General features: G+C 67.6%; 15 protein-coding genes and 1 pseudogene. 14 read left to right on the top strand and 2 right to left on the bottom strand.

Features of this window, described 5'->3' with window-relative positions; genetic code table 11:
• Window positions 1-32 precede the first annotated feature (32 nt).
• The 6 genes from MTR62_RS05550 to MTR62_RS05525 all read left to right on the top strand — a co-directional run bounded on the left by MTR62_RS05550 (window position 33) and on the right by MTR62_RS05525 (window position 5,759).
• Window positions 33-794 carry an ABC transporter substrate-binding protein gene (locus MTR62_RS05550; protein ID WP_244017810.1) on the top strand — a complete coding sequence of 254 codons (762 nt, stop codon included), beginning with the start codon at window positions 33-35 and terminating at the stop codon, window positions 792-794.
• Window positions 791-1,450, top strand: coding sequence for an amino acid ABC transporter permease (locus tag MTR62_RS05545; RefSeq protein WP_244017808.1), 660 nt, complete (start codon window positions 791-793; stop codon window positions 1,448-1,450). The genes MTR62_RS05550 and MTR62_RS05545 overlap by 4 nt, the downstream gene beginning before the upstream one ends.
• A complete protein-coding gene (locus MTR62_RS05540) occupies window positions 1,447-2,172 on the top strand; it encodes an amino acid ABC transporter ATP-binding protein (RefSeq protein WP_244017806.1) in 726 nt (241 codons plus the stop codon). Before MTR62_RS05545 ends, MTR62_RS05540 begins: the two co-directional genes overlap by 4 nt.
• Before the next feature lie 168 nt (window positions 2,173-2,340).
• Window positions 2,341-2,709: a cupin domain-containing protein gene (locus MTR62_RS05535; protein WP_244017804.1), complete on the top strand. Its 369-nt coding sequence runs from the start codon at window positions 2,341-2,343 to the stop codon at window positions 2,707-2,709.
• Window positions 2,706-4,142 (top strand): NAD(P)/FAD-dependent oxidoreductase, encoded by a 1,437-nt coding sequence (locus MTR62_RS05530; protein ID WP_244017803.1) that lies wholly within the window; start codon window positions 2,706-2,708, stop codon window positions 4,140-4,142. The genes MTR62_RS05535 and MTR62_RS05530 overlap by 4 nt, the downstream gene beginning before the upstream one ends.
• Before the next feature lie 114 nt (window positions 4,143-4,256).
• The gene (locus MTR62_RS05525; protein ID WP_244017855.1) at window positions 4,257-5,759 is read left to right on the top strand and encodes a CoA-acylating methylmalonate-semialdehyde dehydrogenase; all 1,503 of its coding nucleotides are present in this window, start codon (window positions 4,257-4,259) and stop codon (window positions 5,757-5,759) included.
• Between the two features lie 172 nt (window positions 5,760-5,931).
• Here the strand turns inward: MTR62_RS05525 and MTR62_RS05520 are convergent, their stop codons facing one another.
• Together MTR62_RS05520 and MTR62_RS05515 are read right to left on the bottom strand one after the other, a co-directional pair.
• A complete protein-coding gene (locus MTR62_RS05520) occupies window positions 5,932-7,713 on the bottom strand; it encodes an amidohydrolase (RefSeq protein ID WP_244017801.1) in 1,782 nt (593 codons plus the stop codon).
• Window positions 7,714-7,730: 17 nt separating this feature from the next.
• Window positions 7,731-8,396 (bottom strand): DUF3237 domain-containing protein, encoded by a 666-nt coding sequence (locus MTR62_RS05515; RefSeq protein ID WP_244017799.1) that lies wholly within the window; start codon window positions 8,394-8,396, stop codon window positions 7,731-7,733.
• Between the two features lie 351 nt (window positions 8,397-8,747).
• Between MTR62_RS05515 and MTR62_RS05510 the strand changes: the two are divergent.
• The 8 genes and pseudogenes from MTR62_RS05510 to MTR62_RS05475 all read left to right on the top strand — a co-directional run.
• Window positions 8,748-9,032 (top strand): annotated as a pseudogene (locus tag MTR62_RS05510) (c-type cytochrome); the annotation flags it as partial.
• 98 nt (window positions 9,033-9,130) lie between these two features.
• Window positions 9,131-10,372, top strand: coding sequence for an amine dehydrogenase large subunit (locus MTR62_RS05505; protein WP_244017794.1), 1,242 nt, complete (start codon window positions 9,131-9,133; stop codon window positions 10,370-10,372).
• 11 nt (window positions 10,373-10,383) lie between these two features.
• Entirely contained in the window at window positions 10,384-10,932 is a 549-nt protein-coding gene (locus MTR62_RS05500) for a MauE/DoxX family redox-associated membrane protein (protein WP_244017792.1), read from the top strand.
• Complete coding sequence (locus MTR62_RS05495) at window positions 10,932-11,555, top strand: thioredoxin domain-containing protein (protein WP_407672610.1); 624 nt, start codon at window positions 10,932-10,934, stop codon at window positions 11,553-11,555. Before MTR62_RS05500 ends, MTR62_RS05495 begins: the two co-directional genes overlap by 1 nt.
• Window positions 11,548-12,105 carry a methylamine dehydrogenase light chain gene (locus MTR62_RS05490; protein ID WP_244017787.1) on the top strand — a complete coding sequence of 186 codons (558 nt, stop codon included), beginning with the start codon at window positions 11,548-11,550 and terminating at the stop codon, window positions 12,103-12,105. The genes MTR62_RS05495 and MTR62_RS05490 overlap by 8 nt, the downstream gene beginning before the upstream one ends.
• A gap of 5 nt (window positions 12,106-12,110) precedes the next feature.
• Entirely contained in the window at window positions 12,111-12,593 is a 483-nt protein-coding gene (locus MTR62_RS05485) for a cytochrome C (RefSeq protein WP_244017785.1), read from the top strand.
• A 759-nt stretch (window positions 12,594-13,352) separates the two neighbouring features.
• Window positions 13,353-14,333 (top strand): LysR substrate-binding domain-containing protein, encoded by a 981-nt coding sequence (locus tag MTR62_RS05480; protein ID WP_244017783.1) that lies wholly within the window; start codon window positions 13,353-13,355, stop codon window positions 14,331-14,333.
• 146 nt (window positions 14,334-14,479) lie between these two features.
• Window positions 14,480-16,162 carry an amidohydrolase gene (locus tag MTR62_RS05475; RefSeq protein WP_244017780.1) on the top strand — a complete coding sequence of 561 codons (1,683 nt, stop codon included), beginning with the start codon at window positions 14,480-14,482 and terminating at the stop codon, window positions 16,160-16,162.
• Window positions 16,163-16,184: the final 22 nt, after the last annotated feature.

The following is a 16,184-nucleotide window of genomic DNA, read 5'->3' as shown; positions in this document are numbered from 1 at the left end:
TCCCGCGGTGTGCGCCTGGCGAAAGCGCGTCCATGCGTAACCCCCCGGGCTTGACGCGTCGGAGCTGCCTGTCCGGGCTGACGCTGTCCCTGCTGGGCGGCTGCCAGGTCGCGCGCGCCGATGGTGCGCTGCGGATCGGTTCTTCGCCCACGGGGGTTCCGTTCAGTTTCGTCGATCCCTGGTCCAACGCGTTCACCGGGGCGATGATCGAGGTCGCCGATGCGACGATCGCGCGCATGCATATGCAGGCGACCTATGAGATCATCCCGTTCTCGGCGCTCATCCCCTCGCTTCTCGCGGGCAAGATCGACCTGATCGCCGCCGCGCTTCTGCGCACGGCGGCGCGCGAACGGGTGGCGGCCTTCAGCCAGCCGCTGATGCGCTATTCGGGCGGCGTGGTGCTGCCCGCGCGCTCGCGCCTGGCGGTGCACCGTCTCGAAGACCTGCGTGGGCACCGGGTCGGTGCGCAAGTGGGCACGGTGTTCATCGACCAGTTGGCCAAAGCCGGCGTGCGCGAAGTGGTGACGTATGACGGGCTGGCGGACATCCTGCGCGATCTGGCGAACGGGCGTATCGCGGCGGGCTACGGCGACGCGCCGATCCTGGCCTATCAGTTGCGGGTCGGCCCCGAGCGGCCGCTGCGCCTTGCGCGCGAATTCGCGCCGCCGGCCAGGCTCGACTTGTGCTTTGTCACGCGGGTCGGTGATCCGCTGTTGGATCGCGTGAACGCCGCGATCACCGAACTGGGACCCAAAACGCTCGGAGCGGTTGCGCGAAAGTGGGAAATTTCATGAATTTCGAAGGATTCGCTACCGATCTGGTGCTGTTCGCACCGGTTCTCTTCAAGGGGTTCGGGGTTACCGTGCTGCTGACGCTCAGCGCGTTGCCGCTGAGCCTGGTCCTGGGGCTTGCGCTGGCGATGGCGCGGCTGTCGCCCGTGCCACTGCTGCGCGCGGCCGCGGTGGGATTTATCGGCATCGTGCGCGGAATTCCCATCATCGTGCAGCTGTTCTGCGTGTACTTCGTGCTGCCCGAACTGGGTATCAATCTGGTGCCCTTCGCGGCGGGCGTGCTCGGGCTCGGGGTGGCCTATTCGGCCTATCAGGCGGAGAATTTTCGCGCCGGCTTCGAAGCGGTCGATCGTCACCTGCTCGAGGCGGGGCGGTCGCTGGGGATGTCCGAACGGCTCATCTTCCGGCGCGTCACCCTGCCGCTGGGACTGCGCACGGCCTTGCCCACCTTCGGTAACACCACGGTGATGCTGCTCAAGGATTCCTCGATCGCCTCGACCATCACCATCGCCGAACTGACCCGCGCCGGTCAGCTCCTCGCGATCAGCACCTTCAAGAACGGGGAAGTCTACATCATGGTCGGCATGCTCTACCTGCTGGCCAGCCTCCCGCTGGCGGCCGCGGTGCGTTTCATGGAAAAGAGGTTTGCCACGACATGATCCGGGTTTCCAACCTTTCCAAGGCGTTCGGCGCGAAGACCGTGCTGCGCGACGTGTCGTTCGAATGCTTGGCCGGAACCGTCACCTGTCTGCTCGGCCCATCGGGGTCGGGCAAGTCGACGGTGTTGCGCTGCATCAACGGTCTGGAACGCATGGATGGCGGGGACATCCACGTCGGGGAGATCCGGGTCGCCCCCGAAAGCCTGCCCTCGGTGCGTCGCCGGGTGGCGATGGTGTTCCAGCGCTTCAACCTGTTTCCGCACCGCAGCGTGCTGGAAAACGTGCTGGAGGGGCCGGTCCAGGTTCTGGAACGGCCCGAACAGGACGCGCGCGAGGAGGCGATGGCCATCCTCGAACGGGTCGGCATGGCCGATTTCGCGCATATGCGCCCCACCCGCCTGTCGGGCGGACAGCAGCAGCGCGTGGGCATCGCGCGCGCGCTGGCCATGCGGCCCGAGGCGATCCTGTTCGACGAGCCGACCTCTGCGCTCGATCCCGAGCGTGTGGGCGAAGTGCTCGCGGTGATGCGCGAACTGGCAGAGGAGGGCATGTCGATGGTCGTTGTCACGCACGAAATCGATTTCGCGCGCGAGGTGGGCGATCAGGTCATCTTCATGGACGAAGGGGTGGTGGTCGAACAGGGCCCGGCGCAGGCCGTGCTCACCGACCCCCAGGCCCCGCGCACGCGCCTGTTCCTCGACCGGGTGTTGCGCCCGTTCTGAGCGTTGGCCGTGGCGCCAGGGGCAACGCCGAGGGTAACGCCAGGGTCAACGGTTTAGCGGTCTCGAACGGCCGGCGGTGACTGGGGCACACCGGTTCCGTCAAACTGCGCACCTCCCCGACGCCCGCGCGATGGCGCACATCGCGCGATAACAGGAGTGCGTTTGACGATGTCTATTTCCAAGTACCGTCTGGCCGATCTGGCCGATCGATGGGGTGAGGCAAAGCCGGTTCCCGTGCCTGTCGATACCCCGGTTTCCCAAGTACGCTCCTGCGCGATCACGCCCGAGGGCCAGGATGCGGTGCGCTTCGGGTTGTGGGCGTGCAGCGAAGGGCGCTGGGTACGCCAGGTCGAGGAAGCCGAGTTCTGCCATTTCCTCGAAGGCGAGGCCGTGTTCCACCCTGCCGACGGTGGCGAGCCGGTGCATTTTAGCGCGGGTGACGTGGCCTGGTTTCCCGCTCGCAGCCGGGGCGAATGGACCGTGCTTTCGGCGAGCCGCAAGATATTCCTCCTCGACCGGAGCACGCTTGGCGCATGACCCACGAGGCAGGCATGGCGGCGGCTGTCCGGCAGGACGCGGGCGCACGCGATTACGCGGCAACGAGCTACTGGCTGGAGACCGCCGGCGAAACGCTGACGCCGCGCCGCGCGCTGGCCGGGGACATCACGGTCGATGTCGCCATTCTGGGCGCGGGCTTTTCCGCGCTGTGGACGGCCTTGCACCTGCTGCGTCTCGAGCCGGGTCTCGACATCGCGCTGGTCGAGCGCGATGTCGCGGGCTTCGGAGCCTCGGGCCGCAATGGCGGGTGGTGCTCGCCGCGCTTCCCGCTCGACGCGGACGTGATGGCGCGCCGCTTTGGCGGGCCGGTTGCCCGAAGGACCTTGCTGGCGCTCGAGGATGCGGTGGAGCGGATCGGTGCAACGTGCGAAGAGGAGCGCATCGAGGCGCACTTTCGCAAGACCGGCCTGCTCAACCTGGCCCGTTCCGAACGGCAGATGGGCCTGCTGGTCAAGGCGCGGGCCACGGCGCAGGCGCTCGGTTTCGGAGAGGATGCGCGCCTGCTCGACGCGGACGAAGCGTTCGCGCGGGTCCACGCCACCAAGGTGCATGGCGGGCTGCTTTCGAGCGCGGGCGCGGCGGTCCATCCCGGACGGTTGGTGCGCGGCCTGGCGCGGGCGGTCGAGCGGCGCGGTGCGGTGATCTACGAGCAGACCCGCGTGCTGCGCTGCGGTCCGGGAGAGAACCCGGTGCTCGAAACCGACCGCGGAACGGTGCGCGCGCGGCGCGCGGTGGTCATGGCCGGCGAGGCCTATCTGCCGCAGCAGCCCGGCTGGCAGCGGGCGCTGGTCCCGATGTCCTCGATGATCGTGCTGACCGAGCCGCTTTCGCCCGCGATCTGGGACGCGATCGGCTGGACCCATGGCGAAAGCCTGTGTTCGCAAGTCAACATCAAGAACTATCTGACCCGAACGCACGACGGGCGCATCCTGTTCGGTTCGCGCGGGGCGCCCTATCTGTTCGGGTCGGCCACGCCGGAGGCGGCGACCCGCAACGAGGCGATCTTCGCCTGGATGCGCCAGACCGCGCGGGCCTGGTGGCCGGTGCTCGAGAACGTCGAATTCACCCATGCCTGGGGCGGATACCTGGGGGTTCCGCGCGACTGGTTGCCGACCGTGGCGTTCGACGAAGGCACGCGCATTGCCGCCTTGCATGGGTACACCGGGCGCGGGGTGAGCACGAGCGAACTGGCCGGACGGCTGATGGCCGCGCGTCTGCTGGGGCGCGAGACCGGGCTCGAGGACCTGCCGTTCCATACCCGTGCGGGGCCACGTTGGGAGCCCGAACCGCTGCGCTGGGCGGGGATCCGCTACGTCAACAACGCCTTTACCCGCATGGACGCCGCCGACGAGCGTGGAGGCCACGCACCGTTCGACGCCCGCTTTGCCAAGTCCCTGGGCGGACAGAAATAGTCCGCGATCAGGTGCACCGGATCGAAGGCCGGGGCACGTGCACCGTCAGCCCAAGACCGTCCCTTTCTTCATGACTACAGGAGCAGGATCATGCCTGATCTGTCCGACGCCGAACTGCGGCGCATCCGCAATTTCATAGGCGGCAAGAGCGCGCCGTCGAACGGGCCGAGCAGCCCCGTTTTCGATCCCGCCAAGGGAACCGTCGCGGCCGTGGTCGAACACGCCGATGCGGCGGTGCTCGAACAGGCCATCGCGCGGGCACGGGCCGCGCAGCCGGCCTGGGCCGCGCTCAATCCGCAGCGCCGTGCGCGTGTCCTGTTCCGCTTCAAGGCGCTCATCGAAGAGAGCATGGAGGAGCTGGCGGGCATGATCTCGGCCGAGCATGGCAAAGTGCTCGACGATGCCTGCGGCGACGTGCAGCGCGGGCTCGAGGTGATCGAGTTCGTGTGCGGCTTGCCGCATCTCGCCAAGGGTGACTTCACGCTGGGTGCGGGCACCGACATCGACGTCTATTCGATGCGCCAGCCGATGGGGGTGGTGGCGGGGATAACGCCGTTCAACTTTCCCGCAATGATCCCGCTGTGGATGGCCGGTCCGGCGCTCGCAACCGGCAACGCCTTCGTGCTCAAGCCCTCCGAGCGCACACCCTCGACCGCGGTCCGGCTGGCCGAACTGTTCATCGCGGCCGGTGGCCCGGCGGACATCTTCGCGGTCGTCCATGGCGGCAAGCCGGTTGTCGATGCACTGCTCGATCACCCGGACGTGCGCGCGGTAAGCTTTGTGGGCTCCTCGGACATTGCCGCGCAAGTCTATGCCCGCGGTGCCGCGGTTGGCAAGCGCGTGCAGGCCATGGGTGGGGCAAAGAACCACGGTATAGTCCTTCCGGATGCCGATCTCGATCAGGCGGTCAGCGGCATTCTGGGGGCGGCCTATGGCTCCGCCGGAGAGCGGTGCATGGCGCTGCCGGTGGTGGTCGCGGTGGGCGATGCGCTGGCTGACGCGTTGCGCGACCGGCTGATCGCAGGAATTGCCGGTCTGACCGTCGGCGTGCCGACCGATCCTGTGGCCGACTTCGGGCCGTTGGTTAGCGCGCAGCACAAGGCGCGTATCGAGGACTACATCGACCTTGCCGTGGCCGAAGGATCGCAGCTCGTGCGCGATGGGCGCGGGATCGTCGTGCCCGGTCACGAGAACGGCTACTTCCTGGGGCCCACGCTGCTGGACCACGTGCGCGCGGACATGCGCAGCTATCAGGAGGAAATCTTCGGGCCCGTGCTTCAGATCGTGCGGGTGAACACGCTCGACGAGGCCATCGCGCTGGCCAGCGACCACTCGTTCGGCAATGGCGTGGCGCTGTTCACCTCCAGCGGTAGCGCGGCGCGCGCTTTCGCCAGCCGGGTCGAGATCGGCATGGTGGGCATCAACGTGCCGATTCCCGTCCCAGTCGCCTACCACAGTTTTGGCGGGTGGAAGCGTTCGGCGTTCGGTGACGTCAACCAGTATGGCGAGGAAGGGCTTCGCTTCTTTACCCGCACCAAGGTCGTCACCCAGCGCTGGCCCGAACACGGCGGCGTGGCCGATCCGGCGGCGGCCTTCGTGATCCCGACCATGGACTGAACGGTTCGCATCCCCCTAAGGGAAGGGGCCGGCTCCTCTGTTGGGGGCCGGCCCCTGTTTTTTGCGGGCGGTCCGCGCGATCGAAACCAAAGCCCGCTCGTCGGGTGACGAGCGGGCTGTTGTAATGGAGCGGTGCCGCCTTGCCGTCCCGGTCAGGGGGCCGCGTTCGGGGTCAGGGCCGGTGGTAGGCCAGCTTGCCGCCGACGATCGTCTCGGTCACGGCGATGGTGCCGATCTTCTGCTTTTCGATGGTCAGCGGGTTGTGATCGAGAACGGCGAAATCGGCGAGCTTGCCCACCTCGATACTGCCGCGCGAGGTTTCCAGATGGCCCGACCAGGCCGCCCAGATCGTCGCCATCTTGAGCGCTTCGAGCGGGGTGACCGCCTGCTCGGGCTGAACGACCTGGCCGAACTTGGTGGTGCGGTTGACCGCGCGGTCGATCGAGAACAGCGGATTGGTCGCGTAGTTCTGGGTGCCCAGCGTGTCCGAGCCAAGCGGCGGATGGAAGCCATGGTCGATCATCGTGCGTTCGGCAAAGAAGGTGACGTCGGGCTCTTGCGCGTTTGTCTGTGTCAGGCGCCAGAGCATGGCCACCTGAATCGAGGGGATGACCCCGTCGCGCTTCATGCGCGCCAGGCGCTCGGGCGTGCGGGCGGGGTCTTGGACCAGGAAGTGGCCCATGTGCTCGATGCGGTGGCGCGGGTCGGGCTGCGGGGCATGGGCCTGCGCGTATTCGACGGCGTTCAGCACCATGTCCTGGGCGCGGTCGCCATTGGCGTGGACCCACACCGTCCAGTCGTTTTCCTGGGCGAGCAGAAACTGGTGGTTGAGAGTGTCCTGCGAGCGGCTGACGCCGCCGGTGTTGTCGGGAACCCAGGTCGTCCCCGAGCCCTTCCAGGCCGGTTTGTAGGTTGCCGCGGTGGTGCCCCAGACGCCATCGAGGAAGATCTTGATCGGCCCGACGGTGAGCCAGTCATCGCCGAAACCGGTGTGCAGGCCGGTCTTGAGCAGGGCATCGAACAGGCCGTCCTCACCGCCGCCCGTGGTGAGTTCATGGCCGTCGCTCCTGGCCTCCTGCTCCCCGTCATGGTTGCCGATCATGAAGCCCATCAGCAGGCGGACCGGCAGCGCGCCTTCCTGCTTCAGCTCCTGGTAGGCGCGAAAGGCGATCTCGGGCGAGGACATGTCGAACACCGTCGTCACGCCCTTGTCGAGAAAGAAGTCGGTCAGCGTTCGGGCGATGGCCTTCTTCTGCTGCGCGTAGGTGGGCTCGGGCTGGTGCAGGTTGACCGGTGCATCGCGCAAGATCCACACTTCGCCGTCGGGTCCGCGTTCGTACCGGCCCACTCCCACGGGATCGGGAGCGTCCCTGGTCAGGCCAGCGGCCAGCGCGGCCTTGTGGTTGATGAGGCTGTCGTGCGCGCTCCAGCGCAGTTGCACCGGATTGTCGGGAAAGGCGGCATCGAGCTGGGCGCGGGTGGGCATGACCTGATTGTAGGTGCCCTGGCCGATCAGCCAGGAACCGGGCGCAAGCTCGCGCTGGCGTTCGCGCAGCTTGGCAAGGATGGCATCGGCATCGGCCAGCGGCGGGGCCTGGATCGGCACGCGGATGTATTCCGAGGCGGCAAGGCCCTGGACATGGGCGTGCGCGTCGATGAAGCCGGGAACCAGCGTCTGGCCGTGCAGGTCGATCACCTGCGTCGCGCCGCCGATCCACGAGGCGATCTGCGTGTCCTTGCCCACCGCTACGATGTGGCCGTCACGCACCGCCACGGCCTGCGCCATGGTGTCGGCCGCGTCGAGCGTGATCACCGTTGCGTTGCGCAGCACGAGATCGGCCTCGCCGTGATCCTGCGCAGCACCTGTTCCCGGTGCGCCCGAGGCACCGGCCAGCGCGAGGTGCGGGGCGAGCAGAAGCGTACCCGCGAGCAGCGCTGCAAACCTACTTTTCATGATGAACGTTCCGTCTTTCAAAAAATGCGGTGGACCTGGATCAGGCGATCATTCTGCTCGGGGCCTTGCGCCAGACGAAAGGCAGCCGGAACATCCTCGCCATAGACCAGAGTCGCGACGAAGATCGAGCTCTGGAGCCAGTCGTGGGGGCCTTCGACGGTCGTGAACGTGGGGACCAGGCGATAGGGGCGGTGCGCCGCGCCCTGCGCGCGATAGGCAAGACCCTTGTTGTGGATGATGACTTGCGTCCCGTCTTCGACGCGCAGGCGGTAAAGCGCGTCGACGACCATCGTGCCGTCGGGACGCAACACCGGAAAGTCGCCGCCACCGGGCACCACCTCGCCCTTGAGGCGAGGCCCCCAGAAGCGCCCGCCGATGATCGGCCAGACGACCTCGCGGGTGCCGTCCTTGGCCTGTTTGGAGGCCCCCATGCGTTCGGGTGAGGAGCAGGTGACGACGAGATTCATCACCAGTTCGGTGCGCACCGGGTCGAGCACGGACAGATTCTCGGGACCTTCGGGCGGGGTCCCGGCCGGTGCCCCCGTCAGGGCTGCGACGGGGGCCGGACGCACCAGCGTCGCGGCGGCCGCACCTGCCAGCCCCGCGGTCAGAAGCGTGCGGCGGTTGGCGCAAGGCCGAGGGCTGAGCCCGTCGGCGGCGTGGGTGATAGCGGCGTTGGTCAAGGCGCTTCTCTCCATTTTCGTGCGGTTCTTCCGGGTTTTGGACGGTGGCAGAGTACGGGCAAAGCGCGGGGCTCCATAGGTGCCTTGGACAGGCCCGGTGGTGTTCGGCAGGCACCATGTGGTCGGTGCTAGGCACCTTGCTGCCTGGGCGCGCGCTGTGGTTCACGTCGCAACGAACGACAGGCCTTTCGATGCGCCCCTAGACGGGCGGTGCCGGGCCGACAGGGAGTACTCCAGGTTATGATGTCCAGATTCGCCTTCGCGATGGTTGCTGCGCTCGTGGGCGCCGGCAGTTTCACCGTTACCGGTTCGGCGGCGCTTGCCTAGGCCGCGGGGGATGCCGCAGCCGGGCAGAAGGTCTTCACCCAGCATTGCAAGATGTGCCACGTCAACACCTCGGGCGCACGGGCGATCACTGCGCCCAACCTGTTCGGCCTTAGCGGCCGGGCGGCGGGCAGCACCCCGTTCAAGGGCTCGACCGCGCTCGCCAAGTCGGGCGTCACGTGGAACGCCAACTCGCTCGATCAGTTTCTGCAGGCCCCGGCCAAGATGATTCCCGGTACCCGCATGGTGGTGAAAGTTCCCGATGCCAATCAGCGCCATGACCTGATTGCCTATCTTCTGTCGCTGCATTGAACCGGTCGCCTGCGACGCCGAGACACGGCTCGTATCGGGCCAGGGCCAGCGGTGACCGGAGTGCACCGCCGGGCAAGGGGAATTGGGGGAGACGGGACATGACGCAACCGCATGATTGCAAAAGGACATCGCGCGCGGCGCTGCGGGCGGCGAGCGCGCTGCTGGGGCTGGCCGGGCTGGGCCTGGGGGGGCTTTCACCACTGCATGCCGCGACGGCGCAGTCCGTCGCCCAACCACCCGCCCCGCCGCCAGTGCTCCCGGTCGAAGACAGCGATACCGCGACCCTGGCCAGGCCGGGTGCGCACTGGCTCTGGCTGTTCGATCCCTATCGCGCGCAAGGCGCCGTGGTGGTCGATGGAGACGACCCGGCGATGAAGACCATGGCGCTGGTGCCCGCCGCGCGCAACGCGGGCATGTCGCTCTCGCGTGATGGGGGCAAGGTCTATGTCGCCGAGACGTACTGGAGCCGGGGCAACCGCGGCACGCGTGAGGATCTGTTCACGGTCTACGATGGCGCGTCGCTCAAGGTCGATGAGGAAGTCGCGCTGCCCGGCCGTCTGCTGGTCGTGCCCAAGACCCAGCAGCAGGCGACGAGCTTCGATGGCAAGCTGGGCTATATCTACGACATGGTGCCCAGTTCGGCGATCCACGTCGTCGACATCGCCTCGGGCAAGCCGGTCGCCTCGATCGACGTGCCCGGCTGCGCGCTGGCCTTTCCCATCGGCGCGCGAGGGGTGGCAACGCTGTGCGGCGATGGTTCGATCGGTGTTGCGCAAGTGCCGGTATCGGGCGATCCGACGGTTGCCTTCAGCGACCCCTTCTTCGATCCCGACAACGATCCGGTGTTCGAGAACAGCTTCGTTGATCGCGACACCGGCAAGGGGTGGATGCTCAGCTTTTCAGGCAAGGTCTATCCGGTCGATCTGGCCGGTGCCAAGCCCGTCGTCGGCCAGCCGTGGTCGATTGAGGTCGCGGCCGGCCAGCCCGAAGCGGGGACCGGGGTACAGCAACTGGCCTGGCGCCCCGGCGGTGGCCAGCTGCTCGCCGTCCACCGGGCGCGCCACTGGCTTTACGTGCTCATGCACAAGGGAAACTTCTGGACGCACAAGGAGGACGGCAGCGAAGTGTGGGTGTTCAATGCCGACACCCACGCGCTCGTGCGGCGAATCCAGCTCGAGACGCCGGCGCACGGCATCGCGGTCACGCAGGACGACGCCCCGCTGCTGTTCGCCTTCGGCGGCGGTCGTGGGGCAAGCCTGATCGCGTACGACGCGCTGAGCGGAAAGCCCGTGCACCATGGTGCGCTGTCGGGCATCATCGGCCTGGTCACCGGGTTGTGAGCATGGTCGCGATGCCCGCAGAAATGCCCGCCGCGATGATCCTGGCCGCACGCGGGTTCGGAGCCTTGCTGTTTGGCGCCTCGGCGCTGGGCAAGGGGCGCAACCTCGGTGAATTTGCGGCGATCATAGCGCGCCATGTACCGCTTGCCGGGCGAGGGAGCGCTGCGCTCGCCGGGGCCATCATCGCGATCGAGGGACTTTGTGCGGTTTTCCTGGCAAGCGGGGTGGCCTCGCCGGTGGGCGGCGTCCTGGGCATCGTCCTGCTGCTCGGTTTCGCGCTCGTGATGGCGCGCGCCTTGCGGCGTGGAGAGCGCGATCTGGACTGCGGCTGTCGCTTCGGCGCCGCACGGCAAGCGATCACCTGGCCGCTGGTGTGGCGCAACCTCGTCTTTGCTGCGGCGCTCTTTCCGGCGCTTGCCCGCTGGGCACAGGCGCCTGGCAGGCTCGAATGGATCGACGGCCTTGGCGCCGGTGCGGCCATGTTCGTGCTGGCCGCGCTCGCCACGCAACTGATCCATCTGCACGATCGCACCGTTCAACTTCAGCAAAGGTTCTCGTGATGTTGCTCATCGTTTCGCAAGCCCTGCTCTGGGCGCTGTGCCTCCTGCTGGCGGTTGCGGTCGCGGTGCTGGCGCGCCAGGTCGGTATCCTGCACGAGCGCATCGCGCCGGTCGGGGCGCTGGCGCTCAGTCAGGGGCCGCAGCCGGGCGAGCAAGCCCCGCAACTGACCGTGCGCACGCTCGACGGCGCCCCGCGTGCCCTGGGTGGGGCCACCGCCAAAGCCCAACTCCTCCTGTTCGTCGCGCCCAGTTGCCCGATCTGCAAGCAGCTCATCCCCACGGCGGGCCGTGTCGCGGCGTCCGAGGGGGCCGACCTGTTCTTCCTGGGCGACGGTGACTTGGGGCAATACGCGCAGATGGCCGTGCGCCTCTCCATAGCGCCCGATCGCCTCGCGGTCAGCAGCGAGGCGGGATACGCCTTTCGCGTCGGCAAGCTGCCCTACGCGGTGCTGCTAAGGCCCGACGGCACCATTGCCGCACAAGGCCTCGTCAACACGCGCGAGCACATCGAAAGTCTCTTCACGCCGGCCGAGACCGGGTTCGGCACGGTGCAGGACTTTCTCGGCGCGCGCCGCGCCGGCGCGCTGGCCAACGATTTCACGAAGGTAGGTTCCCATGGGTGACTCGAAAATCGACAAATTGGGTGAAGCCGTGCTGCGCGGCATCGCGCGACGCAGCTCGCGTCGCGGCTTTCTTGGCAAGCTGGGTGTCGCCATGGCGGCGGGCAGCGCGTTTCCGCTCTTGCCGGTTTCGCGCGCTTCGGGCGCGCCTGCGCCGACACCCAGCGCGCCACTGTCCGATTTCGAACGCAACGCGCAGAGCAGCGATCCGCTGCGGTGCGATTACTGGCGCCACTGTGCCATCGACGGTACGATCTGCGGGTGCTGCGGCGGCGGTCTGCACACGTGTCCGCCGGGCTCGACCCCTTCACCGACGGCCTGGGTGGGAACGTGTCTCAACCCCGACGACGGGCGTTCGTATCTCATCGCCTATCGTGACTGCTGCGGAACATCGGCGTGCGTGGCAAGCGGCGAGGATTGCGAATGCACCGGCACCGATCGCGAACTGCCGATCTACCGGCCGCAGGCCAACAACGACATCATCTGGTGCTTTGGTGATTCCTCGATGGCCTATCACTGCTCCACCGCAGCCCTGGTCGGACTGGCTGAGTAGGCGCGATGGGCCGCCGTTTCGGGTATGCGCCGCTGGCCCTGGCGGCGCTCGTGCTGGTCGCTGCGCATGGGGGGGCGGGCTTCGCCAGCCACGCCGAGGAAACCCTGCCAACCCGGCGCTTCACCTCGGGCCAGTCCAACTATTATGAATTTTGCGGGGGATGCCACGGCCTTGACGGGGCTTCGGCGCGCCGCGAAATTCCGGTGCTCAAGGACCATGTCGGTCGCTTCCTGTGTACGCCGGGAGGCCGTGAATACCTCGTCCGACTGCCCAACGTGGCGTTCGCGCCGATGGACGACGAGACCCTGGCGCAGACGCTGAATTTCATCGCGCGCGACCTGGGGGGGGCCAGCTATCCGGCTGGCGCGCGCGCCTATACCGCGGCCGAGGTGGGACGGCTGCGCCAGGCGCCGCTCAAGGCGACCGACCTTGCGGCGCTGCGCGTGCACATTCTTGAAGCAGGAGAAAAGACGTGTTCCGCACGATGATCGGCGCGCTTGTAGGCCCCCTGGTTCTGGCGCCCGCGCTGGTGCTGCCGGCCGATGCGGCCCGGTCGGGTGAGGCTCTGCCACATGAGGCAACCGCCGCTGTGACCGCTCCGATCCCNATGATCGGCGCGCTTGTAGGCCCCCTGGTTCTGGCGCCCGCGCTGGTGCTGCCGGCCGATGCGGCCCGGTCGGGTGAGGCTCTGCCACATGAGGCAACCGCCGCTGTGACCGCTCCGATCCCGCCCCGCGTCGCGATGCTGCGCTTCGAGGCCGATCTGGCGGGCCACGTGCCGCCGCCCGGAGAGGACCACGTCTTCCATCCCCAAGGCGCGCTGACGGTGCGCGCGGGAGCCGATCCACGGCTGGCGCCCGGAACGGCACGGGCGTACCTTTCGCTCGTCCACGCGAACGTCGATGGCAAGGGGGGCTTCGTGAGTTCGGTCACCTGGACGCTGCCCGGTGGCGCGATTGCCTTGCGCGGGGTCTATCCCACACACAACGAGCCGACCCCCGTCGCGGGTGTGGCCCAGACGGTCATGGTCCACAAGGTGACCGGTGGAACCGGGATTTTCGAAGGGGCAAGCGGGTATCTCGTGGTCAATTCCACATTGGCCAATCACCGCTTCCAGGGTACGGTCGCCGGGCTCGTGTTCGTTCCCGAACGGGAATGATCGTGGCTCGCGCCTTGCCCTTGCACCCCTTGTCATCCTGCCATAACCAAGCGGCCCACGTGGTTTTCAAGGGGAGGGCCAGGCCCTCATGAGTGTGGCTTTGCGCAAGAGCGAGAACATGACGACGAGCGGGCTGAGGCCCGAGCAGCGCGCGGCGCTTCCGCCGTTTCATACGCTGCGGGCCTTCGAGGCGATCGTGACGTGCGGCGGCATTCGTCGCGCGGCCGAAGCCTTGAGCGTGGATCATGCCGCCGTTAGCCGGCATTTGCGCGCGCTGGAGGAGTGGACCGGGGTTCCGCTGATCGATCGGGCGCCCGGCGCGGGGCGCCGCCTGACCGAGGATGGCGAGAAATTCTACGCCGCGCTCGCCGAGGCGCTCGGGCAGATCGCCGATGCCAGTCTGGCCTTGCTCAACCAGGGGGACGACAGCCAGCTCACGCTGATCTGCGCGCCGGGCATCGCTTCGGCCTGGCTCACCCGGCGGATCGCCGAATTCACGGTGAGCAAGCCCGAGGTCGAACTGGAGTTGCAACCGCTCGAGCTGTCGCCCGATCCGTCGCTGCACAGCATCGATGCCTTTCTCCAGTACGTGCCCGACAACCGGGTGAGCGAGCCCGATCCGGCCATGCGCATGATCGAGGTCGCGCGGCCGCCAATCCTGCCGGTGGTCAGTCCGGCGTTCCTTGCCGAGCATGGCGCGCCCGACGGTCCGGTCGGCCTGCTCGACTACCCGCTGGTCCACGAGGCGAATGAAAGCCAATGGCAGCGCTGGTTCGCCGCGCACGGGATCGAAGCGGGCGGGCGGCTTGCCGGTCCCAAGTTCTGGCACAACCACCTGACCATGGAGGCCGCGCGCCGGGGGCAGGGCGTGGCGCTGGCCAATGCCTTGATCGCTTCCGACGATCTCAACGAAGGGCATCTCGTTGCGCTCGATGGCTGGCCGCCGGTCTATCTGGGGGGCTACCAGTTCTCGACCCGGCGCAATCGCTGGCGCGAGAAGACGATCACGGCATTCCGGCGCTGGCTGGAAGCCGCGGTCGCGCAGGAGCCGTTGCTGCGCGAGCGTTGAACGCTTCGGTGCCTGTCAGTCACCAGGAGCTGCACCGATTGCATCGGGCCCGAACCGCGCGTTTCCCATAAGCTCGAAGCCTGTCACGAAGGCTTGTGGGGAGTGCAATGCGAAGCAAACTGAGGGATCGTGCGAAGGGGGCATGGATGCTGGCCACGGCCCTTTCGGCGCTGGGTGGGGCCAGCGCGCGCGGCGCGGATGGCGTCAACCGCGCGGCGGGGGCGGCCGATCTTGTCATCGTCAACGCAAGCCTGCTGACGGTCGGGGATGGCACGGCCGCGACAGCGCTTGCCGTCGCGGATGGAAAGATCGTTGCCGTGGGCACCGACGCGCAGATCCTTGCGCTGCGCGATGCCGGTACAAAGGTGATCGACGCGCACCGCCATACGGTGCTTCCCGGTTTCAACGACAACCACGCGCATCTCTACTGGGGGGCTCGCGCCCTGGCCAGTCCCGACGTGCGCGACCTTGCCGATCTGGCCGCGATCCAGAAGCGCGTCGCCGGCTATGCGCAGGATAACCCGGACACGGCCTGGGTTCAGGCCGGGGGATGGCTGCCTTACCAGATACCCGGCGGGGTGCCCGACCGCAGTATGCTGGACGCCATTTCCACGACGCGCCCGATCGTCCTGTGGGCGCTCGACCGGCATTCCGCCTGGGTGAATACCAAGGCTCTCGAACTGGCAGGGATAACGCGGTCCACGCCCAACCCGCCCGAAGGCCTTTTCGTCAAGGACCCCAGGACTGGCGAGCCCACCGGCTGGCTGAAGGAAATCTCGGCCGTCGGTTACCTGCAGGACCACATGCCCGCGCTGACCGAGGCGCAAAAGGGGCGCCTGATGGAACGCGCCATGGACGAAGCGCACAAGTACGGCGTGACCTCCATCAACGAGGCATTCGGTGACGAGGACGAGTTCACCATCCTCGACGGGTTGCGCCGGGCGGGCAAGCTTACGCTGCGGGTGACCTATGCGCTGGGCGTGACGCCTGATTTTAGCGATGCCAGGTTCGCCGATTACCAGGCCTTCTGGAAAGCGCACCCGGCAACCCCGCTGTTGAAGACAGGGGTGGTCAAGTTCTTTCTCGACGGCGTGCCCCAGGCCGATACGGCCTATCTTCTCGAGCCCTGGGGGCCGCAAAAGATCCTCGGCAAACCGATCTGGTCACCCAGGGACTACACCGCGATGGTCACGCGTTTCGATGCGGCGGGCTGGCAGATCATGACGCACGCTATGGGCGATGCCGCGGTGCGCGAAGCGCTCGACGGTTACGAAGCGGCCGAGAAAGCCAACCCGGCACCCGCGCGCGGACGCCGCCACCGCATCGAACATGCCTTTCTGGTCAACCCGGCCGATATTCCGCGCTTCGCCAGGCTCGGCGTGATCGCAGCCTATCAGCCCAACGATGCCTTCATCGGCCCCGACGCCGCCGAGGAGGGGGGCAAGGCGATGCCCGATCTGGTCGGGAGGCAGGGTCATGCTCCGCAGGACGGCGGGCGCTGGAACGCTATCCGTGCCGCCGGTGGCCGTTCGTCGCTTGGCAGCGACTGGCCGGTGTTCACCATGAACGCGCTGACCCGGATCTACGCGCTGGTCAACGCCAAGCGTGAGGACCTGCGGGTGAGCCTGCGCGAAGGCATCGATATGTATACCCGCCAAAGCGCCTACACGACCTTTAGCGACACCACCCAGGGCAGCCTGGCGGTCGGCCAGTTTGCCGACATCGTGATCCTGTCGCGCGATCTGGAGAACGATCCGCCCACGCGCGCGCAGGATCTCGCGGTCGACCAGACGATCTTCAACGGCACCCTCGTCTACTCCCGGCCCTGAGCCGGTTTTCGGTGCGCGGCCG

Source organism: Novosphingobium organovorum (genome assembly GCF_022832435.1).
GTDB lineage: Bacteria > Pseudomonadota > Alphaproteobacteria > Sphingomonadales > Sphingomonadaceae > Novosphingobium > Novosphingobium organovorum.
Note: the sequence above shows the minus strand (reverse complement) of the source record. Positions and strands in the feature narration are given on the sequence as shown.